This is a genomic window from Campylobacter blaseri (genome assembly GCF_013201895.1).
GTDB lineage: Bacteria > Campylobacterota > Campylobacteria > Campylobacterales > Campylobacteraceae > Campylobacter_B > Campylobacter_B blaseri.
Genome location: NZ_CP053841.1, coordinates 1,663,580 through 1,688,902 on the forward strand (window position 1 = coordinate 1,663,580; position 25,323 = coordinate 1,688,902).

Consider the following 25,323-nt stretch of genomic DNA (forward strand, 5'->3'; position numbering starts at 1 on the left):
GATTGTTGTGAGAAAACAGTGGTGCGAAAAAAGAAAAAATGACAAAACTCCAACTCAGCTATATTATGCAAAAAATGGAGTAATAACCGAAGAGATGGAGTATGTAGCAAAAGTAGAGGGTTTAGAGCCAGAACTTATACGAAATGAGGTTGCAAAAGGAAGGCTTATAATCCCTGCAAACATTAATCATACAAATTTAACTCCTATGGGAATTGGACGAGCATTAAAATGCAAAATAAACTCAAATATAGGCTCATCAAGTGTAAGTAGTGGGGTTGAGGAGGAGATTGATAAGCTTCAAATTTCAATAAAATATGGAGCAGATACTGTGATGGATCTCTCAACTGGAGGAGATTTAGACAGCATAAGAAAAACTTTGATAAACCACTCAACTATTCCAATTGGAACAGTTCCAATGTATCAAATTATCCACGATGTTGGTAAAATTGAAAACTTAACCATTGAAACCATGCTAGGTGTTTTAGAAAAACAGGCCATTCAAGGAGTTAGTTACTTTACAATACATGCTGGTTTTAAGCTAGAGTTTATGCCCCTTGTCTCAAAAAGGAAAATGGGTATAGTTAGTCGTGGTGGTAGTTTAATGGGAACTTGGATGATGCATTATCACAAAGAAAACCCTTTTTACACTGCTTTTGATGATATTCTTGAAATTTGTGCAAAATATGATGTGGCTCTATCTTTAGGAGATAGTTTAAGACCAGGTTGCCTTTATGATGCAACAGATAAGGCTCAAACTAGCGAGCTTAAAGTTTTAGGAGAGCTTGCTAAAAGAGCTTATGAAAAAAATGTTCAAGTTATGATAGAAGGCCCTGGACATGTTCCTTTTAACGATATAGAATATAATATGAAACTAGAACAAGAGTTATGCAATGACGCCCCTTTTTATGTACTTGGACCTTTGCCAACTGATATTGGTGCTGGGTATGACCATATAACTAGTGCAATTGGCGGAGCAATGGCTGCGTATCATGGAGCTAGTATGCTTTGCTATGTTACTCCAAAAGAGCACTTAGGTTTACCAAATGCAAAAGATGTTAGAGAGGGTATAGTAGCTCATAAAATTGCTGCTCATATTGCTGATGTTGCACTAAAAAGAAAGGGTGCAATTGAAAAAGACCATGCTATGAGTGATGCTAGGTGGAACTTTGATTGGAACAAACAATTTGAGCTTAGCTTTGATGAAGAAAGGGCAAGAGAATATCACGATGAAAGCTTGCCTCAAGAGTCATTTAAAAAAGCTGAGTTTTGCTCTATGTGTGGACCTAAATTTTGTGCTTATAAAATCAGTAAAGAGATAGCAAAAGTTGAGTGTGAAAAATTTCCAAAAGAGGAAAAGTAAATTTAGTTTTGAAATGGCATAAAAACCATTTCAAGCTACTATATTAGGAGTTATTCTTAAAAGTATGCAAACTGCTTTTTAAAATATTATAAATTTCATCAGTTGGCTTTTCATATTTAGTTAAAATAGTAGCCTCATCATCTCCTAGTCTTTGCAATAAGCCTTCAACAAGCTCCATATCTATTTTTCTTTTCCTAAATTTAATAACTATTATTTTGCTATTTTTTTTAGTATCTACAATTTTAGTATCAATACTGCTAATATATTTAAAATAAATTTTGATCTCTTTTTTACCTTTTTTAATCAAAAATCCATCATCTTGAATATTAATATAACTTTCCTTAAGTGCCTTATTTAGACAAAAATATATACAAACAAAACTAACTGCCATAGAAAAAATAGCAGCTCCCTTTACATCATAGTAAAAATACCCAGCAAGCGAGGCTATAAACAATAAAATTATAGCAAATAGGGTTGCTATAAGAGATTTTTTATCTTCTTTAATAATCATATTTTTCCTTAAAACCATATTACTAGCTAATTTTAGCACACCAAGCTTTAAAACCATAAAATTTAGCTAAAATATGGCTTTAAATTATATAAAATTAACTCTTAAATTTAAAATTTTAGATATAATTTAGCAAAAAAAGGTTGAAATTGAAAAGTCAAAAAATTCTCATATCTCTTGCGGCAATTGTAATTATACTTGCTGGATTAAAGGCAGCTAGTGGGATTGTTGTTCCATTTTTATTAGCGGTTTTTATAGCTATAATAGTATCGCCCCTTATGGATATGTTAGAAAAGATAAAAATTCCACGCTCGATATCCTTTCTACTTGTTTCAATTGGATTCTTCTGGCTTTTAACAATTTTGGGAAATATAACCTTTGGCACTATGTATGATTTTATGGCACAGCTTCCCGAGTTTCAAAGAAAATTTAGTGTTTTAATGGATGACTGGATAGAGAAAATAAATTCTTATGACATAATAACCATAGATTCTAAATTTGCAAACTTAGAGAAATTTGGATTAGATCCAAATAGTATTTTTTCTACAACTAGTTCTTTTGTCAAAAAAACGGGTTCTATTATATCAACTTCATTTTTTCTGTTTTTAATGGTTGCTTTTATGCTTTTTGAAACACGTATTTTAAAAGATAAGGTGGCCTATATGAACCAACAAAATCCAGCAGCAAATGTTTTTGTAGATGGTTTTGTATATAATTTAAAAAGATACTTATTAATTAAAACAATAGCCTCTGCCACTACCGGACTTTTTATAGGAACATCTCTTTGGTATTTAGGAATTCCTTATGCAAAACTTTGGGGAATCTTAGCATTTTTCCTAAACTATATACCAACTATAGGATCCATAGTTGCTGCTATACCTGCAATATTTGTTACTCTTATTAGCGGGGATTTGGCTGATGCATTTTGGGTGCTTGGCATATACCTTACAGCAAATATGGTGATAGGAAGTATAATAGAGCCAAAATTCTTAGGAGATGGACTTGGAATTTCAACTATAATTGTTTTATTAAGCTTGCTTCTTTGGGGATATGTTTTTGGGATTGGTGGTCTTTTTTTAGCTGTTCCAATAACTATGAGCTTGCAAATAGCACTAAATATAAATCCAAAAACTAAATTTATATCTGTACTATTAAGCAACAAAGTAGATTAGCAAAAAGTTCTATAAAACTGCTCTAAATATTAAAAATCCTATGGAGCTAAGAGTTGCGGCAGCTGGTAAGGTTATAACCCAAGCTAGCATTATTGGCTTCATTAGCTTCCAGTTTGTCTGTGCATTTACAACACCTATTCCTAAAACTGCACCTATTAAAATATGAGTTGAAGAAACTGGAAGCCCTAAAATAGAAGCTATCATAACAACACTTGCAGCTGAGAGCTCAGCACTAAATCCAGATGCTGGGTGCATTTTAGTAAGTTTTGTTCCTACAGTAGAAATAACCTCTTTACCTATGAACCAAAGTCCTGAAATTAAAGCAATTGCAAAAGTTATCATTATTATAGGAGGAACATTGGCTTTAGCGTTGATTTGCCCAGTAGAAAGTGCATCTATAATTGCCGCAAAAGGACCAACCGCATTTGCAATGTCATTTGAGCCATGAGAAAAGGCAAAACCAGCAGCGGTAAATACTTGAAGCCAAGAAAACATTAAAAATGTTGATTTTGAAAGATCAGACCTTCTTAAAGTTTTTGCAAATATAAACATTGCCATCCAAGTAAGAGCGCTAATCATAGCTATTATAAGATATTTATTTAAACTACTAAGTCCTGAATCAACATTTTTAAGACCTTTAAATATAAGCATACTTGAAATTACAGCAACACCTATAGCTGCAATGGCTGGAATTCCTTTTTCAAGAGCATGGTGGCTTTTTAAATCCTCTTTTTTCTTATCTAATTCATGCATTTTTTTAAAATACTCAGAGTCTAGATCTTCTGGGTCATAGTTGATATCCTTCATAGTATAAATATCTCTATTCATAGCCTCTGTTTTTTCAACTTTTTCCATATCGCTTAGTTTGTCAAATCTCTCTTTATACTCTTTTTTAAATTTCTTTTTTGCTTTTTTAATTTTTGATATTTTATGCTCTGCTATAGTATTATAATTTAAAATATACTTTTTAATATTTTTGTATACAAAAAATGAAACAAGCCCACCCAGAAGAGGTGACAATATCCATGAAAAGGCTATTTTTGCAATCTGGCTCCATTTAACCAAAGACAAAGCTGTAACATCTGGGCTTTCTAAAATAAATCCCAAAGTTAAACTTGATCCAACAATAGCCCCCACTATGGCATGAGTTGTAGAAACTGGCCATCCTTGTTTTGTCGCTATTAAAAGCCACACAGAAGCAGCCATCAAAGCACTCATCATAATATATACAAAATCCATAGAGCTAACGCCGTGTAAGCTAGAAAGATTAACAATTCCACTTTTTATAGTTGATGTTACCTCTCCACCAGCTAAAACTGCACCACTAACTTCAAAAATAGCTGCAACCATAAGTGCTTGCGTAAGAGTTAAAGTTCCTGAGCCAACACTGGTTCCAAATGAGTTTGCAACATCGTTGCCGCCTATATTAAAGGCCATAAAAATACCAAAAACAGCTGCAATTAAAAATATAAATTTACTTGAACTCTCCACATAGCCAAATCCCCAAAAAACAAAATATACGGAAATAAAAGCTAACAAAACTCCAAAAAACAGACTCATTTTAGATATCTTCATAAAACTCCCTTATATATATCGCGCATTATATCAAAAATAAACTTATTATCTAGTTTGCGAATTTATTAATTTTAAATATAATAAAATAAAAAAGGATGAAATTTGAAACTTTTTTCGTGGAATGTAAATGGTATTAGAGCTGTTGTCAATAAAGATGGTTTTGATTGGCTAAAAGATTATAAACCTGATTTTTTAGGATTGCAAGAAGTTAAGGCTACAGAAGATCAAATTCCAAATGAAATTTATAATCTTGGTTTTGACGAGGTAACCTTAAACTCAGCTGCTCGCCCTGGATATTCAGGGGTTATGAGCTTAGCAAACTTTGACACAATTACCACAAATTCCATGTTTTTTGAAGATGATGAGGGAAGGGTTTTAGAACATAGATTTAAAAATATTGTTTTGTTTAACATATACTTTCCAAACGGACAAAAGGATGAAGAAAGACTTAATTATAAGATGAAATTTTATGATAAGTTTTTAAACTATGCAGATGGCTTACAAAAAGATGGTTTTGATATCATAATTTGTGGCGATGTAAACACAGCACACAATGAAATAGATCTAAAAAATCCACAAGCAAATTCAAAAAGAAGTGGCTTTTTAGATATAGAAAGAGCGTGGATAGACAGGCTCTTAGAAAATGGTTTTATAGATACTTTTAGATATCTTTATCCAAAAGAAGCTAAATACTCATGGTGGACATATAGGTTTAATGCTAGAGCAAACAACGCTGGCTGGAGGATTGATTACTTTTTTATATCTGATAGCTTAAAAGATAAATTAAAAGATGCTTTTATATTAAATGATGTTTTTGGAAGCGATCATTGTCCTGTTGGGATTGAAATAGATATATAGATAAATATGGGGTTAAAGCTCAACTTAGCCCCTTAAAAGACCCTTAAAGCCCTCTAATGCAAAATTCCATTTTTTCTCTATAATCTCTTTCATAATAACTGCAAATTTGCCATATATATTTTTACCAAAAATATTTCCCACTGCATAATTTTTACCTATTGAACAAACTGAACCTTTGTTTTTATAGCTAAATTTTGGTACTTTAGCCAAACCTAATTCAGCATTTATAATCTTTGCAAGATGAGTGCCCATTTGACAAGCAATTTGAGCTGTAGGATTGTAAAATTTACCAGTTTTTTTATCTTTAAAAGCTGCTATGTCTCCTATTATAAAGATCTCTTCTATGCAAGATTTTGGCTTTAAATACTCATTAACCTCAACTCTTCCTCTATAGCTTTTAAAACAACTATTGTCTATTAAGCTATTTCCCTTAACTCCTGCTGTCCAAATAACTATATCGCCTTTTAAACTTCCAAAATTCTCTATCTCAATTCCATCATCATCTTTTTTAATTATCTTAGAATTTGTCATTATTTTTACGCCTAAATTTTCTAAAATTTGAGTAGCTTTTTGCACCACGTCTTTATCATACATTGGCAAAATATTAGGTAGAGCCTCAATTATAATTATATTGACTCTATTAAATTCAAAATTATTTTTACCCTCTTTTTCTTTAAGTTCTGTTGCAAGCGATCCTGCAAGTTCAACACCGCTAAGACCTCCACCGCAAACTACAATATTTAACTCATCTATTTTAGAATTTTTAAGTTCATTTATTTTATTGTAAATTTCATCTTTTATAGCTAATGATTTTTCATAATTTCCCAAATCAAAAGCATCGTCCATACCTTCAATACCAAACATCTCCTTTTCATATCCTAACGATAAAACCAAATAATCAAATTCATATTTTCCATTTTTTGCAAGTATGTAGTCTTTACCAATCTTAGTAACATCATCAACTACAAATTTAACTCTTTTATCTATAATTTTTTCTATATCATAAATAACACTTTTATCAGCCTCTCCTGATGCTATTTTGTGAAGCTGCGCAGCATGATAGTGGTATGAATTGTTATTGATTAAAGTAACTTCTGCTTTGCTAAATATATTTTCAGTCAATCCTTTTATAAAAGAAAGCCCTGCATACCCAGCCCCAACAACTATAATTTTTTTCATTCCATCATCCTTAATATATTGCAAGAGACTTAATTATAACATAAAAAATTATTATAAATAATATAAATGGCTTATTTAAATTTTAAATTTATCCTCTGTTTTAAGAAAATAATCTAAGAATTTTAGATACTATAAAAAATTATTAAATTAATGCTTATTGATAATTTATAATTTAGTTAAAAAGGAATAAAAATGAACAAACGAGAGACATGGAGCAACAAGCTTACCTATGTGCTTACAGTTGCAGGAGCCACGATAGGCTTTGGATGTACTTGGAGATTTCCATATTTGGTAGGTGAAAATGGTGGTGGCGCCTATGTTCTTTTGTTTTGTATAGCCATGATAATTTTAGGTATTCCTATGATGCTTGTGCAAAATGTTATAGGTAGACGTGCTATGAAAAATAGTGTTGATGCTTTCATAGTAGATAAAAGAGATGGTAGTAAAATTAGTAAATTTTGGAGATTTGTTGGATATATGGGGCTAATTGGTGCATTTGGAATTTTAGCATATTATATGGTTTTAGGCGGATGGGTTATGACTTACATCTCAAATATAATTATGCACAAATTTATTTTATCTGCTCCTATAACAAAAGAATATACAGAGGCATTTTACTATAAAAATATTGAACACAATCCCCTTATGGTAGGTTTTTATACATTTTTATTTGTCGCAGTAAACTGGTATATTTTAAAAAAGGGTATTATAAATGGAATTGAGAAATTTGTAAAATTTTTAATGCCGTTTTTGTTTTTATGCTTTATAACTGTAATTATTGCAAATTTAAATTTAGACGGAGCAAAAGATGGAATTAGCTTCTATCTTGGTGTTGATTTTAGTAAAATTAATGCTAAACTTTTCATAGATGTTTTAGGTCAAGTATTTTTTGCATTATCTTTGGGTTTTGGAGTTATGATAACCCTTTCAAGTCACCTTTCAAAAGATGAAAATTTAATACAAACAGCAACTTTTACAGGAGTAATAAACACTATTATTGCTGTTATGGCTGGCTTTATGATATTTCCTGCAATTTTTACAGCTGGGCTTGAACCTGCAGCTGGTCCAAGCTTAGTTTTTAAAACTTTACCAATTGCATTTTCATATATACCATTTGGTGGTATTTTAGCTGTTGTATTTTTTATAATTTTAATGATAGCAGCTCTTACAACTTCAATTACAATATATCAAGTCATAATAGGCGTTTTGGAAGAAAAACTTAATATGAATACTACAAAAGCTACAACAATAACGCTTTTAGTAATTTTTATATTTGGAAATATTCCGTCGGTTTTAGCTTATGGTCCTTGGCAAGATATTTTGGTTTTAGGAAGAAATATATTTGATGCTTTTGATTTTATTAGTGCAAATATATTTTTTACTTCAACTGCTTTTATGTGTTGTGTTTATGTTGGTTGGATTTTAAAAGAAGACGCAATATATGAGATAAGTAATGCTAATAAATTAAAATCGCCTTTAATTAAAATATGGTATAACTATATAAAATATGTTTTGCCTGTGATAATACTTGTTGTTTTTATAGCAGGCCTTACTACTATTTAAGAGTTGAAAATAAAAATTTATATATTTAGAAAGAACTTTTAGTTCTTTCTAAATAACTTTATTTTTCCCAAATTCCATTTGTGATTTTTTTCTTAAGCTCAGGATATTCGTTTATATCAAATTCTGGGTTTTTACCCGCTTTAACTTGCTTTTCATAATCTCTTAAAAGCAAAAATGCCATAGGAGACAATGCAACGATAGCAACTAAATTTATTAAAGCCATTACGCCCATTGAAGCATCTGCCATATCCCAAATAAGAGTTTGACCTTGGATTGAGCCAAAATATACCATAACTAAAACTAGCACTCTAAATGCAAATAAAATATTTTTATCGTTTTTGATAAATTGAACATTGCTTTCTGCATAAGCATAGTTACCAATTACTGAAGAGTAGCAAAATAATATAAGTAAAATAGCTAAAAAATCTCCGCCATAGCTTCCAATAGTACTATCTAATGCTTGCTGTGTTAGTGCAACTCCTGTAATTTCTCCACCAACAACAAAAACTCCACTTATTAAGATTAAAAATGCAGTACAAGAGCAAACCACAATAGTATCAACAAAAACTCCAAGCATTTGAATTAATCCTTGATTTGCAGGGTGAAATGCATCGCTTGCTGCAGCTGCATTTGGAGCTGAACCCATACCAGCTTCGTTTGAAAAAAGCCCTCTTTTAATACCATTTAACATAGCTATGGTTAAAACTCCAAAAAGCCCCCCGCCTGCTGATTTAAAGTTAAATGCATCTGAAAATATCATACCAAAAATGGTAGGAATTTTATCATAGTTTGTAATAATTACATAAATTGTAACCAAAAGATATATAAGCGCCATTATAGGAACGATACCTTCTGAAAATCTAGCAACTCTTTTTATCCCACCAAATATAATTGGTGCTGTTATTATAACAAGCCCTATCGCAACCATTTTTGGGCTCCAATCCCATGCTTCATGCGTTGCTGCAACTATTGTATTTGCCTGAACAGCTTCAAATGTAAGCCCGAAACAAAAAACCAAACTTAAAGCAAAAATAACACCAAGCCATTTTTGACCAAGACCATCAGTTATATAGTAAGCTGGTCCTCCTCTAAAACTACCATCAGGGTTTTTAACTTTATAAAGTTGTCCTAAGGTTGATTCTATAAAAGCTGTGCTCATTCCAATAAGTGCAGTTATCCACATCCAAAAAACAGCTCCAGGACCTCCTATTGCAATTGCTATTGCAACTCCTGCAACATTTCCTGTGCCAACTCTACTAGCAAGCCCAACAACAAAGGCTTGAAAAGGGCTAATAGCATCAGTTGCTTTTCTTTTTCCAGCAGCCATTCTTATAAAACTTTGTTTAAATAGTCTAATTTGAACAAATTTAGTCTTGATCGTAAAATATATTCCAACCCCTATTAAAATATAGACTAAAATAGCCCAAACATAGGTATTTGCTACATTTGTTATCTCTTTTATAATCTCAATCATAAATCTCCTTCTAATGGTTTAAATTCATTATAGCCTATGGTTTTATCTATATAGATAAAAATTTATTATTAATTTTTTAATATAAAAAAAATTAAAACTTATTGATAATCTTTTAAGTATCTTAAAATTTGATTTGAAATTCTCTCATCAAAATCATCTTGAAGTATTTTTATAGAGTTATAGCCTTTAGTATTTTGATAATCTAAATTTGTCATGTAGTTTTGTTCTTTTTTACCATCATCTATAGAGATTTTTAAAGAGAGTTGTGCATCATAAAAATAGTCATTATTTGAACTCTCCATTCCAAATCCATACCCCCACGATCCACTTCCTCTGCCAATGCCAAATCCTATTGTTGGCCTAGTGTCTACTACTCTATTTCTTCTAAAATAGTTCAAATTTAAATCTATTAGCAAACTAGCATTTTTTTTACTATGTACTACTTCATAACCATTTTGGATTAATTTATGATTTAAAATATCCATTAAATTACTTTCGAAGTTGCTTGAATTTATAAATCTAATATATGCTTTACTGTTTTTAGGCTTTGTATCCACAAAGATTGGTTCACTTTGTCTAACCACACTGTCATTAAATCTTGTTTGTGCACATCCTGTAAAAATAAAAAGTAAAGATAGCATAAGAATCTGTTTTTTCATATTTTCCTCCTAGTTATAACTAGAAGTATTTTATCTTAATTTAGATAAATTTATTGCCCTAGAAAAAATTTCTTCTAGGGCTAATTTATTAAAAAGAGTAATCCCCTTCTCTTGCTATTGAGTTTTTAGTCATAACTCTTTTTCTATACATATTAGCAACCTCGGTTGCATCTCCTACCAAAAGTGCGTTTGTAGAACAAACTGCTGCACACATAGGAACTTTGCCTTCTGAGATTCTATTTTGTCCATAAAGCTCTCTTTCATCGCCTGAGTTAGTCTCTTCAGGACCACCAGCACACATGGTGCATTTATCCATCTCGCCCTTTATACCAAAAGCACCATCTCTTGGGAATTGTGGTGCTCCAAATGGACAAGCGTATAAGCAATAGCCACAGCCTATACAAGTGTGCTTATTATGAAGCACTACCCCATCTTCTCTAATGTAAAAGCACTTAACAGGGCAAACTTGTGCACAAGGTGCATCAGTGCAGTGCTGACAAGCCATAGTCATAGCTGTCTCTTTACCAACAACCCCTTCATTTAGTATTATAACTTTTCTTCTATTTATGCCAACTGGAACCTCATGAGCAGAAGAGCAAGCTACTTGACAAGCATAACAAGCTATACATCTACTTTCATCTACAAAAAATTTCATTCTTGCCATTTTATACTCCTTACGCTCTTTCTAGTCTGCAAAGACCAGCATTATATTCTGAAATTTGAGTAATAATATCAAATCCATAGTTTGTTACAGTGTTTGAGCTTTCACCTATAGTATAAGGTTTAGTTCCCTCAGGATATCTACTGCTTAAATCAACCCCTTGCATAACACCAGCAAAGTTGTAAGGCAAACAAATTCTATCAGGAGTAACTGACTCAGAATATATACATTTAACTTTTATTTTGGTTCCTTGAGGTGCATGTATCCACATCATAGCTCCATCTTCTATGCCATAATTTGCAGCAAGTTTTGGATTTACATGTGCAAACATTTCAGGAGTAATTGAAGCAAGATATTTACTTGTTCGCTCAATCATACCAGCACCACTTAAATTTACAAGTCTAAGTGAACTCATAACCGTTGGAAACTCTTTTGACCAATCTTTTTCAGTTTGCTCACTAATAAATTTAGAAGCTACACGGAAATTTCTCTCTTGATCATCGTAAGTTGGATATTTTTCAACTAAATCCCATCTTGGAGAGTGAAGCGGTTCTCTATGTTTTGGTATTGGATCAGGAAATTCCCAAACAATAGCTCTAGCTCTTGCATTTCCATATGGTGTTATTCCAAATTCTCTACATTTTTTTAGAATAGTTCCGCTATAATCCATACTCCAACTAGATCCTATTTTTGTCTTTTCTTCTTCTGTTAAAGTAATACCTAAAACTTTTTCTATATTGTCTTTAGTAATTTGTGGATAGCCACCTTTAATTTTTGCTCCAGCCAAAGTTACACTCTCATCAGCTAATTGACTAACTCCGTTATGTTCTAACCCAAATCTATTTCTAAAGCCCATGCCACCTTTTTCGTAAGGAATTGTTATATCATACAAAATTGGACTACCTGGATGCTCTTTATCCCAACAAGGCCAAGGAAGACCGTAATATTCACTTTCAACAGGACCTCTTCCCATTAAAGTTACAGGATCAAAGTTATGCCAGTTTTCTTGGTGACGTTTTAATCTTTTTGCAGTCCTACCTACATTCCCAATTGATTGACCAACTCTTGCTATCTCATCAGTTGCATCATCAGGCCAAACAAATTCGTTTTTAACTTGTTTTATTTCGCCATCAACAACATCAAGCATCATACCCTTTACAAGCTCATCATAAAACCCAAATTTCTTAGCAAATAAAAACATTACCTCTTGGTCTTCTTTACTTTCATAAATTGGTTTTATAACTTGAGTCCTCCACTGAGCTGAACGGTTAGTTGCAGTTACATAGCCCTCGCTTTCAAATTGAGTACATACAGGTAAAACATAAATTCCATCTTTTCTATCGCTTAAAATTGCAACTTCATTTAAAAAAGGTTCTGCAACTACAAGCATATCTAACTTATCAACAGCCTCTTGTATCTTGGTTGTATGTGCCATAGATGTAATACCTGTTCCTTGAACCCAAAGAACTCTTAGATTTCCACTTGAAAATGTGTTTTCCTCTTTTAAAACACCTTGCCACCACTTAGCAAGAGAATATCCCTTTTCATTTCTCCAATTTCTATCTTCTGGATTTTTTGGATCATGGTAAAAATATTCATTAAAATTTGTGCCTTTTACTTTTTCACCAACTTTATCTCTTTTTTCCTTTGTTGAAACAGCAAATCTTTTCACAAATTCATCAAAATCAACACCCCAGCCTTTACAATAATGTTTCCATGCGCTATCAGCTAGTCCATAATACATTGGTAATGTATCTGCAAGGTTACCCATATCAGTTGAACCTTGAACATTATCATGACCGCGGATAATATTACATCCGCCACCTGGTTTACCCATATTTCCTAAAACTAATTGAAGGATTGAGAGAATTCTTGTATTTGAACTACCTACTGAGTGCTGAGTGATACCTAAAGCCCAACATAGAGTTGCTGGTTTTGTAGTAGCAAAAAGACGAGTAAAGCTTATAAGCTCTTCTTCTTTACAGCCTGTTACATTAGCAACCTCTTCTGGTGTCCAATGTTTTGCCTCTTGTCTTATCTCATCAATTCCATAAGATTGATTTTTAATAACCTCTTTATCTTCCCAGCCATTTTTGAAAATAAGATGAAGCATTCCATAAACAAACGCTATATCAGTTCCAGGACGAATTCTAATAAACATATCAGCCTTAGCAGCTGTTCTTGTAAAAACTGGATCAACAACAACTATTTTGGCATTGTTTCTATCTCTTGCTCTTAAAGCATGTTTCATACCGCCAACTGGGTTTGCAACCGCTGAATTAGCACCTATAAAAAGAATAACTTTTGAGTTAGCTTCCATATCACCAAAGTGATTTGTCATAGCGCCATAACCCCATGTATTCGCCACACCGGCGACTGTTGCGCTATGTCAAATTCTTGCAACGTGATCTATGTTATTACTTCCCCAAAAAGCTGCAAATTTTCTAAAATAGTATGATTGTTCATTTGAAAATTTAGCCGATCCTAAAAATTCAACACTATCAGGACCATCTTCTTTTCTAATTTGCATCATTTTATCGCCAATTTCATTAACTGCAGTTTCCCAGCTAATTCTCTCCCATTTTCCATTTACTTTTTTTAATGGGTATTTAAGTCTCATTTTTGATTTTGTTAAATCAATTTGATCAATACCTTTACAGCAGTGACTTCCTTGAGATATTGGATGATCTACTGCCATATCTTGTCTTAGCCATGTATTTGATTTTTCATCAACTTCTGCTAAAATTCCACATCCTGCTGAACAAATTGAACAAATTGTTTTCTTTGTTACAGAGTTAGGAAATGGATTTTTAATCTCTTCGGGTGTTGCATCCCTTAAAGTCTCATTGTTTCCAAATGCTGCAGTTGCACCAGCTCCTAGTGCTGCAAGCTTTAGAAAGGACCTTCTTCCTATTGAACTTTGACTCATTATATTCTCCTACCAAGCCACATTATAATACTTTTCCCAATCTCTACTTTTATAGTAAAGAATCTCTTTTTTTACAGCTTTTCCGCTAACTACCCCACTACTACCAGGCTCTACTTTATCACTTGCCATAGCAAGAGTTGCAGCAGCACCTGTTACAGCACCGATTTTTAGGGATTTTTTAAGAAAATCCCTACGTTTTTGTTTCATAGCTACTCCTTTTTTAAAATATTTATTTAAATATGCTATTTTTACATATTTAAGACAAGAAATGTCCTAATTCACTATATATAGGACATTTCAACTATATGCAAATTTAGCATATTTATAATTAAAAAAATATGAATTCTAAAAAATGTTTATATAATTAAAAATATTATAAGTCTAAATCACTCCAATCATATTTGTCTTTTGCTATTGTTATATTTGTGAGATATGGTTGCTTTTTGATAGATTCTTTTGCCGCACTTTTATCCTTAACAGGCTTTACAGCCCCAAGAACCGCTCTTTCAAAAGCAAAAAAAGTGTCTATTAAGTTGCTAAAATGGGTGAAAAAATTTGAGCCTTTATTTTCTTTCATAAATTTTGACATCTCGTCAACAAAGTCATTTATAACACTTTTGAAAAGTTCGCTACTTAGATTATTCTCTTTGTCGTCTTTATCTTTTAACAATGAAGACATGGCATAAAATATAAATCCTATGAAATCTTCTCCATCTTTACAAGATTCATTTTTTCTATATTTGCTTTTTCTAAGTATTTTTAAAACTAACTCCTTTGCAAACCCGTCATCTCGCCCCTCATCATAAAAAGATGCAGTTAAAGGAACATTCGCAAAAGAGTAATCAAAAAATAGTAGATTTTGCTCAGCCTTAAACTCTTCAAAGCTGAACTTTTCTAAAATTTCAAAATCTTTTATATTTTTTTCTTCTATAGGGGACTGTTTTAAGTATCTTAGCTGCTCTTTCCATAATTTAAATTTACTGTCATTTTCATTAAAGAAAAATGGGATAGCAAAAAATTCATAGTAATAGCTTCTTGCAATGGCTATATTATCTTTCATTTTAACTCCTCTTTAAATTTTCTTGTCTCTTCAAGTTGTTTTTGAACCATAATTTTAGCTTTGCAATCAGCACAGCAATAAAGAGTTTTCATCTTATGTGGATCGCCTTCAAAAAACGGAGTCATCATAGTTGCTATTTTTGTAACAGCTTTTGAGGTTGCAAACTCTTTTCCACACTCAATACAGGCAAAAAGAGTATCTTTTACAAGCTCTTGATGTTCAAAATAGGTTGGCTCTAATCTCATCTCTCCACGAGTTAGTTTAATAGCATCTTTTTCAGCACAACTTGCTTCACAATATCCGCAGGTTGTACAGATTGAAGCATTAAATTTAATTGAATTATTGGTTTTATCGGCCACTAAAGCGCCAACATTACAAGCACCTACACAACTTAAACATAAAGTGCAGTTATTTTCAAATATCTCAACTTTTCCATATCTTACCCAATCGCCACTTTTAGCAACTCCTAAATCATCATTTCCAACAATGTGTGCAACTCTTTTTGCAAAAATTTCCCTTTTTGGTGTTGCATATTCACTCATTTCATATTTTAATCCAACTATGAATTTGCTATTTTGTAAAGCTCTTCTAAGCTCTATCTCATCTTCTGCAACCAATACTCCATCAACTCCAAATTTAGCCTGCATAATTTGATTTACTAAACTAATTGACTCTTTTACACCTGGTGCCATTATATCACTATAATAAATTACATTTGCTCCACTGCTTTGTAAAAGTGTCATAAAATGGGTTTCACTTAAAAATTTCTCACCCTCAATAGCAAAAGGTAAAACACCTTCAGGAAGTTCTACATCACAATTTTCTATATCCATTATCCTTGGTGTGATTACTATTTTTTTGTCTTCATACATTTTTGCTATTTCATAAAATGCATTTCTTGGCATTTTTGCATAATCAAGTGCCCCACTTGGACAAACACTAATACATCCACCACACTCAATACAATCTATATGCGAAAATACAAGATGTCTTTTAACCTCGTCGTCCTTTAAAATAGCAACTGTTGGACAAACATCCACACATTTACTACAATGCTCTGTTCTTCTTTCGTGGTATTGGCAGATAGTTGAGTCGTAAGTGATAGCACTTTTGTATTTGTGGATTGGGCTTCTTTGGTTTAGATACTCAATAACCTCATCATTTAAAAAGTGAGTTATATCTAAAGTTCCACTTTGTCTTAACATATAGTCTTTAATGCCATCAACTAGCACAAAATCAGCCTCAACTTCTATCTCATCGTTTTCTCTTAAAATAGTTACGAAAAGATCTCCTATCTCTCCATATAGAAACTTAACTTCATTGTGATTTAAGTGTATTACTTTATACTCTGCTTCTTTTAAATCCTTTATTAATTCGTCTTTATTATTATCGCTTATTAAAATAACATTTCTACCAATCTCTTTTTGGTAGTCAATATCTCTTGCTTGGTCAAAACAGTGGGCTCTTGCTTCATATAAAATGCTTACATTTTTTGCCTTGTCTAAGATATTATCTTTACTATGTTTTAGGTAAAAATTTATCTCTGGAGCGTAAACTTCAGTATTTTGTTTACTTGAGTTGCTTACTAAAGCTCTCTCTTCTTCTATGCTTGTTATCACATCAATGTCATCTGAAAGCACAGCATCAACATCATAATCTTTCAAAAAAACAAATTCTTTCATATTTTATCCTATTATCAAATTTAAACTATTTTAGTCTTTTTTCTCTTAATGAGACTTTAATAAATTTTTTATGTTTTTTATTTAATTTTTGAAATTTATTTTAAACATATAAGGTATTTATAGCCTTTTTAATATAGTGCTATCTTAATTAAAATAGCTATGGTAAGAAATTTTAAAGCACAATGATTATAAAATGTTTTCAAAAATTAAAGGCAATATTTATGAATGATAATAAAATTTTATTAGTTTCTGACTTTGTTGGAGTTGGTAAAGTCGCACTTTCTGCAATGAGTCCTATTTTAAGCACAATGAAAGCCAACATATCATTTCTTCCAACTGCTGTTGTTTCTAATAATTTTGATTATGGAAATGCCTCAATAGCTGATTTAACTAATTTTATGCAAGATAGTTTAAATGTTTGGAAAGAGTTAAATTTAGAGTTTGATACCATAGTAACTGGCATACTTATGAACCCTAAACAGGTTGAAATTATAAAAGAAATTATAAACTATCAAAGCAAAAAACCTTTAATTATAAGCGACCCTATAATGGGTGATCATGGCAAACTATATAATGGGCTATCTATGGAATTAGTAAGGGCATCTCAACTTGTTGCATTAAAGGCTGATATCATTTTGCCAAATCTTACAGAATTTGCCTTTATACTTAATGAAAAATACCCAAATGATAGTGAAATTAATCACGATTTAATTATATCTTGGTTAGAAAAAGCAAGAAAAAAAGGTATAAAATCAGCTATTATCACATCTGTTAAAATAGGTGAAAAATACTATGTTTATGGCTATGAAGATGATGAAATTTTTAGAGTTGAGATAGAATACATCCCAACAGAAGTTGGAGGAGCTGGAGATATTTTCACATCTTTGTTTGTAGGAAAATATCTACAAGAAAAAGATTTAAAAGCCTCTGTTTCATACGCTGCTAAAATTTTAACAAATATTATTAAAAAAGAGTATAAACCAACCTCTAGTAAGAAAAAAATAGAGGTTAGAATTCAAAACTACCTACAAGATGTTTATAGGAGTTTGTAAATATTCATAGCAAATTTCCTAAATTTTAAAGCTAAACAAATTATAAATAATATTTAAACATTAAATTTATATTAAATTAATATTAGTGTTATTTGTTTGTTAGATTATTTTTTTATATATAGTAGTAGTACTAAAATCTATTTATAAAGGAGAGATTTATGAAAATCAAACAAACACTTTCATCTGTATTGGTTGCAAGTATGTTAATTGGAGGTATGGCAACTACTTCATTTGCAATGGGTGGTGCAAGTGGTGCTAATGTAAACTACCACAAACAAGGGGAACTTGGTGAAACTGTAGTAAATCCATATGGTATAGCTCCGCTAACTGCTATCATTAAAAATGGCGGATATGTATTAAAAGATGTTAGCGTAGAGATAGTACCAAAAAAAGGTGGACAAAAAATAGCTTATACAGTAAGTAAAAGAAATCTTCTTACTCATGGTGGTATTCCAATTTTTGGACTATATCCTGATTATCTAAATGAAGTTAAAGTAAAATATACTAGAATTTCAACTAGAACTAAAGAAGAAGTGACTAAAGAAGAAACTTATAGAATTTACACAGCACCTGTTTATAGTGAAGTTGCTGGTATAAATATGCAAAAAAATACACTATTTACAAAAGCAGAGATAAAAAAACTTGATCCAAAATTCAAAGATAGGCTATATTTTTTAAATAACATAGTTGAAAAAAGTGGTGTTGGCACAAAAGTTGTTTGGAATAACCCAATGGGTGGAGCTTTAGAGTGGAACTACTATCCAAGAAACTTTATAATTGATACAACTGGCGAAGTTAGATGGTATATGCAACCAAATAAAATTTATGACCTAGAAAGCATCTACCAAGCTGGTGTTATGATGGGCTTTAAGCAAAACGAAGATGGAAGACTTAGTTTTGGCTATGGACAAAGATATGCAAAATATGATATTTTAGGACACAAAAGCTTCAACAGACGCTTACCTGCAAACTACAATGACTTTTCACACTCTCTTGATGATGCAGACAATGGAAACTTTTTTATAAGAGCTGCTAGTGCGAATTTAAAAAGAGCTGATGGTAAACATGTAAGAACAGTTAGAGATGTTATAGTTGAAGTTGATCCACAAGGTAATGTGCTTGATGAATGGAGACTATTTGATATATTAGATCCTTACCGTGATGATGTTTTAATATCTTTAGATCAAGGTGCTGTTTGTCTAAACATAGATGCTAGTATGGCTGGTAAAACCATGAGTGCTGAAGAACTAGCTGCACTTGATACAAATGATCAATTTGGAGATATTCTAGGTAGCGGTCCTGGTAGAAACTGGGCGCATGTTAATAGTGTTGATTATGACCCTGAAGATGATAGTATAATTATATCTTCTCGTCACCAAAGTGCTATGATTAAAATTGGTAGAGATAAAAAAGTAAAATGGATACTTGGCGCTGCAAAAGGCTGGAAAGGTGATCTTGCAAAAGCAGTTTTACAACCAGTTGACAGCAAAGGCAATAAAATAGATTGTGGTGAACGTGGAGAAAAATGCCCTGGGTATGTAAATGAAAAAGGTGGATTTGACTTTACATGGACACAACATACTGCATTTAAAATTGATGAAAAAAGCAAAGGCGACATTCTTTACCTAGGTGCGTTTGATAATGGTGATGGTAGAGGAATGGAGCAACCTGCACTTCCATCAATGAAATATAGTAGAATGGTTATTTACAAAATAGATCAGAAAAACATGACAGTTGAACAAATCTGGGAATGGGGTAAAGAAAGAGGAAATTCTCTATTTAGCCCTGTAACTTCTATAACAGAATATCAGCCAGATAAAGACTCTGTATTTGGATATTTTGCAACAGCAGGAACTCAATTTGACTTTACAACTGGTGCATTCTTATCTGAACCAAGCCCTACTTTAGTAGAATTTGAATGGGGTAAAACAGAACCTTCAGTTGAAATACAGCTTTTTGATACAACTGGATATCAAGCATTTCCATTTAGTGTAGAAAAAGCACTTTCTAAATAATTCAAAAAAACATAGAGGCTAAAATAGCCTCTATAATTCAATTTTTATTACTTGCATTTATATAGTTAAGATTATTTTCCTTAACTTATATATTATTACCTTAAAGATAGACAGTCCAAAAAGATAAAGATTAAAATTCAAAACTACTTACAAGAAATTTATGTTTGTAATATAATCTTAAATAGGTCAAATAAATTTTTCTTTACTTTTTACTTTTTAATAGATTTAAAACTTCTTTTTTAGAATTGTATTTAAATGGTGCTATTTTTTATTATATTTGCTAATTAGGCAAAAAGTTTTGACTAAACTTGTTAAGTATAAATTATCATCTACGCAAGATAAAAAATCATACTTTACAGGTATACTAAATTTGCACTCGTGATTTAATAGTCCAATTTTTTCAGCGTGGTATATAAAAGCAAAATTATCTTCTATATTATCAAAACAATCCATAAAATTATCAATTAAAGTATACTCACACGGCACAAGTAGCTCTTCTTTGCCATTATAAACTCCATTTTGCCATCTTTTTTAGCTACTAAAAAGCCCTCATAAAGTATAGCAACATAATCCTAATTCAAATGGAATTATCACCTTATTTTCTCATTTAGATAACCATATTTACCATTTTTTTAACCCTATATAGTCCTTTATTGCTAAATCTATACTGGTTTATCTTATTCAATTGGAATAATAAGTTCTTTTTCATAATCAACCATTCCAAATTTTCCATCTTTTTCAACAGCCACTACTTTGTGTAAATAATCCCTATGCACAAGTTTCATTTAAAAATTTACTGCAATCTTTACATAATTTATACTTTTTTCATCTATGACATTTTTATTTAAATTTTTATCTTTTATCTTTAAATTTCTTATTATTATATTTTAAAGTAGCTTATCGTATAGGATAGAATTTATTTAAAATTTAAATTTATCACTATTCTTCTAGCTCTTCTGCCTCTTCGCTATACGGTAATTCCAAAGCCTTAACACTTCCTATACTATTTCCAGCTATGCCTTTTATGGAGCTATACATTCCTATAGTATTTTCAAGCACTTTTTCAATCTGCTTTTCCCTTTGTTTCCAAATTCTTTGCATCGCCCTTTTTTCGCTATCAAGGTCGCTTTGCATTTGTGTAAAACCTTCAACTATTGCCTCAATTTGCATTTTAAACTCATTGCTAGTTAAATATCCATAAAGCAAGCTCATCTTATCTGTTTTATTCTCGCCTGATTTTTTAGCCAAATATACTCTTATAATGCCCTCTCTAAGCACTCCACAAAGCCCTTTAAACTCTTCAAAAGTACAAACCCAAACACCATCAATTAGCCCCATTCTATCAAGCTCTTTTGGTAGCACTTCAGTTACCAAAACCCCAATATCTGCACCCTTTTCTCTCATATCAGCTTTAAATTTCTCTATCCAAGCTCTTTGAAAATCCTTAGCTCTTTTACTCTCATAGTAAATTTTTCCACAATTTTGAAACTCTCTAGTATGGACTATTTGAACACAATCCCCACCCCTTGCACCCTTTTTAATCTCTTCAATATTATCAAATGGATATTTAGCACTCAAATACTCCTCAATGGCAAGCTCTTGCACCTCACCTTGAAGCTGTTGTGAGCCTTGCTCTGCTTTTCTTTGAGCCTCAAGGAGTTGCTTTCTAAGCTGTTCTAATTGCTCCTCTTTTTGCCTAAATTTAAGCTCATTTTGTTCGTCAATACTCTTTTGAATTTTAGCTTTTTCCTCGCTTAGCTGCTTGCTAAATTCCATCTCTATATTTGCTTTTAGCTTTGACTCCATTTCATCTTTTTCACGCTTTAATTTTTCAATTTCAGCCTTACTTTTGTTTAGCTCTTTTACTTGATTTGACTTCTCTTCAAGCTCTTTTTTTAAAAGATTCATTGACTCACTTTGCTCTTCTAAAATCTCTTTTTTAAGCTCTTCGCTAAGCTTTTGCTTTTCAAGTTTTAGTCTTTGTTTTGTAGCTTTTTCAAGCTCTTCTAAAAATTTCTCTTTTTGCTCTTTTACGCTTTGTTCTTGCTCTTTAAGTTTTGCAAATGCCTCTTTATATTCACCTCTTTTTTTGTTTAACTCATCTTCAAATTTTTTCTTTTCTTGTGATGTTTTTTGTCTAAATTCGCTCTCTAGCTGATGATAAAGTAGCTCATTTATATCTATCAACTCTCCACAATTAGGGCATTTTATACTTGCTTGTTTTTCCATGATTAGCCTTTAAATTTTCTTTTAATCTTAACATATTTTGCATTAAAATATGCACACCAAAAATAGCCCTTTATCATAAAAAAATTAAATCTTAGATATAATCATATCTATAAAATTACAAAGGTGTAGTTATGGCAAAAATTGATCTTCCAAAGATAGACAAACTTGTAAAAGCTAAAGAATTTGAGGAGTTTTCTTACCCTATAGTTTTAAGTTTAGCCAAAAAAGTTGTAGAAAACGAAAGACAAAAAGCTATCTCAAATTTAACATATAAAGATGAAGATGAGATTATAGAAGAGATTGTAAAGCAGTATAAAGAGTATGAAAATTTAGAACTTAAGCCCCTTATAAACGCAACTGGCGTTGTGATACATACAAATTTAGGAAGAAGTGTTATAAATCCTGAAATTTTATCTCGCGCTAATAAAACTATATGCTCATACTCAAATTTAGAATACAATATAAAAGAGGGAAAACGCGGAAACAGATACGACTATACAGGCTTTTTATGCTCAAATCTTTTTAACTCAGAAGATGCCATAATCACAAATAACAACGCAAGTGCTGTATTTTTAGTTTTAAATACCTTTGCAAAAGATAAAGAGGTAGTTGTTAGTCGTGGGGAACTTGTAGAGATTGGTGGAAGTTTTAGAGTGCCTGAGGTTATGGCAAACTCAGGAGCTATACTAAAAGAAGTTGGCACAACAAATAAAACAAATATAAATGACTATGAAAATGCTATAAATGAAAAAACTGCAATGCTTATGAAGGTTCATCAATCAAATTTTAGTATTGAAGGGTTTAGTGAAAATGCAACTATAGAAGATGTTTCAAGTTTAGCAAAAAAGAGTGAAACTTTAAGTTATTATGACTTAGGAAGTGGGTATTTAAACGAGCTTCCCTACTCTTTATCAAAACAAGAACCACCTGTTGATAAGATCTTAAAAAGCAGTGTTGATCTAGTTAGTTTTAGTGGAGATAAACTTTTTGGAAGTGTTCAATGTGGCATAATTTTAGGCAAAAAAGAGCTTATTGCAAAGCTAAGAAAAAATCAGCTTTTAAGAATGTTAAGAGTTGATAAAGTAACACTAAGCTTATTAAATGAAACAATTAAAGCTTATATAAATAAAGAGTTTCATCTAATCCAAACACAAAACCAAATCAACAAGGACTTAGACGAACTAACGGATATGGCAAATTTAGTTAAATCAAACATAGATTCTTGGTGCAAAGTTATCCAAACCAAAACCTTTGTAGGTGGTGGAACTTTGCCTTGTAAATCCTACCCTTCAATTGCACTAGCCTTTAAAGGCAACCCGCAAAAATTGGAATTTGAATTTAGGCAAAAAGGCGTTATTGGTAGGATAGAAAATGAGAAATTTTTACTTGATTTTAGAAGTATTATGGATGAAAATTTAAAAGATTTAATTGAAATTTGCAAAGAGATATTAGAGTAAGTTTAAAAAGGAAAAAAATGGATAGTATCATTGTAGGGACATCAGGACATATAGATCATGGAAAAACTGCACTTATAAAAGAGTTAAATGGCTTTGAGGGCGATGAACTTGGAGCTGAAAAAGAGCGTGGAATTACCATTGATTTAAGTTTTTCAAATTTAAGCAATGGCAAGACAAATATAGCCTTTATAGATGTTCCCGGACATGAAAACTTAGTAAAAACTATGATAAGTGGTGCTTATGCTTTTGATGTTAGTATGCTAATAGTAGCTAGCGATGATGGACTTATGCCCCAAACTAAAGAGCATATTGAAATTCTCTCACTTCTTGGAATTAAAAGCGTTATTCTTTGCATAACAAAGTGCGATTTAACAGACAAAAAAAGACAAAAAGAGGTTGAAAAAGAGGTTGAAGATTATATATCTAAATTTGAAAGTTTAAAAACTTTGCAAACCTTTTTTGTAAGCATAAAATATAAAACTAGCATTGATGAGCTTAGAAATTATCTTTTTACCATAAAACCAAAACAAAGAGATGAGAGTATAGTTGCAAGATATTATATTGATAGAATTTTTACCCTAAAAGGTGTTGGAACAATTATTACAGGAAGCTTGATAGAAGGAACTATATCAAAAAATGAGAAGCTAATTTGCCTTGATAATAACAAGCAAGTTACAGTTAGAAGTGTTCAAGTTCATGATAACTTTGTAGATATTGCAACCTCTCCAAACAGAGTAGCACTAAATTTAGCAAACATAACGGTAAATTCACTAGAAAAAGGTCAAATTTTAAGCAAAAAAGGGTTTTTTAGAGGTTTTAAAGAGATTGATTGTTTTGTTAGTGGCGAAATTTCACATAATGAAAACTTAACTTTTTGTATAGGAAGTAGGCAACTTAGTGCCAAATGTAAAATCTTAAGCCAAAAAGATAATAAAAGTTTTGTTACTTTTAAATTTGATAAAAATGTTTTTGCTAAATTTAATGAGCCTTTTGTCATTTTAAGAAACTCCCGCGTGGTTGGTGGTGGAAAGGTTTTAAATCCTGTTAGCGAACCTCTTAAAAAAAGTGAAAAAATTAAACTTTTAGTTGCTTTGTTGGATAAAAACTTTAAAACAGCTTTTGAAATTTTAACACAAAACCATAAGCACGGCTTTGGACTTATCTCATCTTATCAAAGATTTAATTTATCTCATGAAGAGGCACTAAGTATCGCTAAAAGCTTAAACAATGTCTTTATAGATAGTGAAAATTTATGTATATACGCAAATGGGGCTATAGATGACTTAAAAGAGATAATTAAATTTATAATTTCTAAAAATGAGTTTGCAGTTATTTCAGCCCAAAGCGTTGCACTTAGAACAACTTGGGTAAGTGAAGTATTGGCAAATTTTGTATTAAATGAACTTTTAAAAGCCAATGTTTTAGAAAAAAATGGAATGCTTTTTGTAAAAAAAGGCATTGATTTTTCTAAAATTGAAAAAAGCTTAAATGATAAAATTTATACTATCTTAGAAAATGCAAATTTAACTCCAGACGCACCCTATAATATATATGATGAACTTGATATAGATAGAGTTACGGGCGATAATGCATTAAAAAGCCTAACTGCTACTAAAAGAGTTGTAAGGCTTGCACACAATCTATTTGTAACTTCAAGTAATTTAGACTTAGCTATGAAAAAAATAAGAGAGATTATATTAAAAGATGGAAAAGCAAATGTTCAAAATGTAAAAAATGAGCTTGGTTTAAGTAGAAAATTCGCGATATCTTATTTGGAACATCTTGATAAATTTGATGATATTATAAAAATTGACAACGATAGAAAGTTTTTAAATTCCATTTAACATTATCTACTATAATGCCTTATAAGAACAAATTATTCAAAGGAAA

General features: G+C 31.4%; 19 protein-coding genes. 8 read left to right on the forward strand and 11 right to left on the reverse strand.

Annotated features, from left to right (window positions below):
• Nucleotides 1–7: 7 nt before the first annotated feature.
• Nucleotides 8–1,360: a phosphomethylpyrimidine synthase ThiC gene (thiC, locus tag CBLAS_RS08205; RefSeq protein ID WP_106869911.1), complete on the forward strand. Its 1,353-nt coding sequence runs from the start codon at nucleotides 8–10 to the stop codon at nucleotides 1,358–1,360.
• Between the two features lie 43 nt (nucleotides 1,361–1,403).
• Here thiC and CBLAS_RS08210 read toward each other — a convergent pair whose 3' ends face one another.
• Entirely contained in the window at nucleotides 1,404–1,871 is a 468-nt protein-coding gene (locus CBLAS_RS08210) for a molybdate transport repressor (RefSeq protein ID WP_106905673.1), read from the reverse strand.
• A 146-nt stretch (nucleotides 1,872–2,017) separates the two neighbouring features.
• On the opposite strand from CBLAS_RS08210, the gene CBLAS_RS08215 reads away from it, so the two are divergent.
• Entirely contained in the window at nucleotides 2,018–3,040 is a 1,023-nt protein-coding gene (locus tag CBLAS_RS08215) for an AI-2E family transporter (protein WP_106869907.1), read from the forward strand.
• Nucleotides 3,041–3,049: 9 nt separating this feature from the next.
• Here CBLAS_RS08215 and CBLAS_RS08220 read toward each other — a convergent pair whose 3' ends face one another.
• Complete coding sequence (locus CBLAS_RS08220; RefSeq protein ID WP_420912987.1) at nucleotides 3,050–4,609, reverse strand: inorganic phosphate transporter; 1,560 nt, start codon at nucleotides 4,607–4,609, stop codon at nucleotides 3,050–3,052.
• 108 nt (nucleotides 4,610–4,717) lie between these two features.
• Here CBLAS_RS08220 and CBLAS_RS08225 point away from each other — a divergent pair, with 108 nt between their 5' ends.
• Nucleotides 4,718–5,473 carry an exodeoxyribonuclease III gene (locus tag CBLAS_RS08225; RefSeq protein WP_106869903.1) on the forward strand — a complete coding sequence of 252 codons (756 nt, stop codon included), beginning with the start codon at nucleotides 4,718–4,720 and terminating at the stop codon, nucleotides 5,471–5,473.
• Nucleotides 5,474–5,497: 24 nt separating this feature from the next.
• On the opposite strand, the gene CBLAS_RS08230 is transcribed toward CBLAS_RS08225, so the two are convergent.
• Entirely contained in the window at nucleotides 5,498–6,652 is a 1,155-nt protein-coding gene (locus CBLAS_RS08230) for an NAD(P)/FAD-dependent oxidoreductase (RefSeq protein WP_106869901.1), read from the reverse strand.
• A 192-nt stretch (nucleotides 6,653–6,844) separates the two neighbouring features.
• On the opposite strand from CBLAS_RS08230, the gene CBLAS_RS08235 reads away from it, so the two are divergent.
• Nucleotides 6,845–8,215 carry a sodium-dependent transporter gene (locus CBLAS_RS08235; protein WP_106869899.1) on the forward strand — a complete coding sequence of 457 codons (1,371 nt, stop codon included), beginning with the start codon at nucleotides 6,845–6,847 and terminating at the stop codon, nucleotides 8,213–8,215.
• Between the two features lie 58 nt (nucleotides 8,216–8,273).
• On the opposite strand, the gene CBLAS_RS08240 is transcribed toward CBLAS_RS08235, so the two are convergent.
• From CBLAS_RS08240 to CBLAS_RS08270, 7 genes are all read right to left on the reverse strand, one after another.
• Complete coding sequence (locus tag CBLAS_RS08240; RefSeq protein WP_106869897.1) at nucleotides 8,274–9,689, reverse strand: alanine/glycine:cation symporter family protein; 1,416 nt, start codon at nucleotides 9,687–9,689, stop codon at nucleotides 8,274–8,276.
• A gap of 98 nt (nucleotides 9,690–9,787) precedes the next feature.
• Nucleotides 9,788–10,348 (reverse strand): complement resistance protein TraT, encoded by a 561-nt coding sequence (locus tag CBLAS_RS08245; protein WP_106869895.1) that lies wholly within the window; start codon nucleotides 10,346–10,348, stop codon nucleotides 9,788–9,790.
• Nucleotides 10,349–10,436: 88 nt separating this feature from the next.
• Nucleotides 10,437–11,012 carry a formate dehydrogenase FDH3 subunit beta gene (fdh3B, locus tag CBLAS_RS08250; RefSeq protein WP_106869893.1) on the reverse strand — a complete coding sequence of 192 codons (576 nt, stop codon included), beginning with the start codon at nucleotides 11,010–11,012 and terminating at the stop codon, nucleotides 10,437–10,439.
• Nucleotides 11,013–11,022: 10 nt separating this feature from the next.
• A complete protein-coding gene (locus tag CBLAS_RS08255) occupies nucleotides 11,023–13,938 on the reverse strand; it encodes a formate dehydrogenase subunit alpha (protein ID WP_172658217.1) in 2,916 nt (971 codons plus the stop codon).
• A gap of 9 nt (nucleotides 13,939–13,947) precedes the next feature.
• Entirely contained in the window at nucleotides 13,948–14,145 is a 198-nt protein-coding gene (locus CBLAS_RS08260) for a twin-arginine translocation signal domain-containing protein (protein WP_106869887.1), read from the reverse strand.
• Between the two features lie 166 nt (nucleotides 14,146–14,311).
• The gene (locus CBLAS_RS08265; RefSeq protein ID WP_106869885.1) at nucleotides 14,312–14,998 is read right to left on the reverse strand and encodes a molecular chaperone TorD family protein; all 687 of its coding nucleotides are present in this window, start codon (nucleotides 14,996–14,998) and stop codon (nucleotides 14,312–14,314) included.
• Nucleotides 14,995–16,680 carry a 4Fe-4S dicluster domain-containing protein gene (locus CBLAS_RS08270; RefSeq protein ID WP_106869883.1) on the reverse strand — a complete coding sequence of 562 codons (1,686 nt, stop codon included), beginning with the start codon at nucleotides 16,678–16,680 and terminating at the stop codon, nucleotides 14,995–14,997. The genes CBLAS_RS08265 and CBLAS_RS08270 overlap by 4 nt, the downstream gene beginning before the upstream one ends.
• Before the next feature lie 221 nt (nucleotides 16,681–16,901).
• Here CBLAS_RS08270 and CBLAS_RS08275 point away from each other — a divergent pair, with 221 nt between their 5' ends.
• Together CBLAS_RS08275 and CBLAS_RS08280 are read left to right on the forward strand one after the other, a co-directional pair.
• Entirely contained in the window at nucleotides 16,902–17,732 is an 831-nt protein-coding gene (locus CBLAS_RS08275) for a PfkB family carbohydrate kinase (protein ID WP_157940007.1), read from the forward strand.
• Nucleotides 17,733–17,896: 164 nt separating this feature from the next.
• Nucleotides 17,897–19,747, forward strand: a complete 1,851-nt coding sequence (locus CBLAS_RS08280; protein WP_206603284.1) for an aryl-sulfate sulfotransferase — start codon at nucleotides 17,897–17,899, stop codon at nucleotides 19,745–19,747.
• Nucleotides 19,748–20,686: 939 nt separating this feature from the next.
• On the opposite strand, the gene CBLAS_RS08285 is transcribed toward CBLAS_RS08280, so the two are convergent.
• Nucleotides 20,687–21,976 (reverse strand): DUF2130 domain-containing protein, encoded by a 1,290-nt coding sequence (locus CBLAS_RS08285; RefSeq protein ID WP_106869875.1) that lies wholly within the window; start codon nucleotides 21,974–21,976, stop codon nucleotides 20,687–20,689.
• Nucleotides 21,977–22,107: 131 nt separating this feature from the next.
• Here CBLAS_RS08285 and selA point away from each other — a divergent pair, with 131 nt between their 5' ends.
• Both selA and selB read left to right on the forward strand, forming a co-directional pair.
• Nucleotides 22,108–23,433, forward strand: a complete 1,326-nt coding sequence (gene selA / locus CBLAS_RS08290) for an L-seryl-tRNA(Sec) selenium transferase (RefSeq protein ID WP_106869873.1) — start codon at nucleotides 22,108–22,110, stop codon at nucleotides 23,431–23,433.
• 17 nt (nucleotides 23,434–23,450) lie between these two features.
• Nucleotides 23,451–25,277, forward strand: coding sequence for a selenocysteine-specific translation elongation factor (selB, locus tag CBLAS_RS08295; RefSeq protein ID WP_106869871.1), 1,827 nt, complete (start codon nucleotides 23,451–23,453; stop codon nucleotides 25,275–25,277).
• Nucleotides 25,278–25,323: the final 46 nt, after the last annotated feature.

Excerpts from the sequence above, each read along its gene's own strand:
- CBLAS_RS08235 (WP_106869899.1), top strand. The coding sequence starts at position 6,845 with ATGAACAAACGAGAGACATGGAGCAACAAGCTTACCTATGTGCTTACA.
- CBLAS_RS08240 (WP_106869897.1), bottom strand. The coding sequence starts at position 9,689 with ATGATTGAGATTATAAAAGAGATAACAAATGTAGCAAATACCTATGTT.
- fdh3B (WP_106869893.1), bottom strand. The coding sequence starts at position 11,012 with ATGGCAAGAATGAAATTTTTTGTAGATGAAAGTAGATGTATAGCTTGT.
- selB (WP_106869871.1), top strand. The coding sequence starts at position 23,451 with ATGGATAGTATCATTGTAGGGACATCAGGACATATAGATCATGGAAAA.
- CBLAS_RS08270 (WP_106869883.1), bottom strand. The coding sequence starts at position 16,680 with ATGAAAGAATTTGTTTTTTTGAAAGATTATGATGTTGATGCTGTGCTT.
- CBLAS_RS08230 (WP_106869901.1), bottom strand. The coding sequence starts at position 6,652 with ATGAAAAAAATTATAGTTGTTGGGGCTGGGTATGCAGGGCTTTCTTTT.
- CBLAS_RS08210 (WP_106905673.1), bottom strand. The coding sequence starts at position 1,871 with ATGATTATTAAAGAAGATAAAAAATCTCTTATAGCAACCCTATTTGCT.
- CBLAS_RS08245 (WP_106869895.1), bottom strand. The coding sequence starts at position 10,348 with ATGAAAAAACAGATTCTTATGCTATCTTTACTTTTTATTTTTACAGGA.
- CBLAS_RS08265 (WP_106869885.1), bottom strand. The coding sequence starts at position 14,998 with ATGAAAGATAATATAGCCATTGCAAGAAGCTATTACTATGAATTTTTT.
- CBLAS_RS08275 (WP_157940007.1), top strand. The coding sequence starts at position 16,902 with ATGAATGATAATAAAATTTTATTAGTTTCTGACTTTGTTGGAGTTGGT.
- selA (WP_106869873.1), top strand. The coding sequence starts at position 22,108 with ATGGCAAAAATTGATCTTCCAAAGATAGACAAACTTGTAAAAGCTAAA.
- CBLAS_RS08285 (WP_106869875.1), bottom strand. The coding sequence starts at position 21,976 with ATGGAAAAACAAGCAAGTATAAAATGCCCTAATTGTGGAGAGTTGATA.
- CBLAS_RS08260 (WP_106869887.1), bottom strand. The coding sequence starts at position 14,145 with ATGAAACAAAAACGTAGGGATTTTCTTAAAAAATCCCTAAAAATCGGT.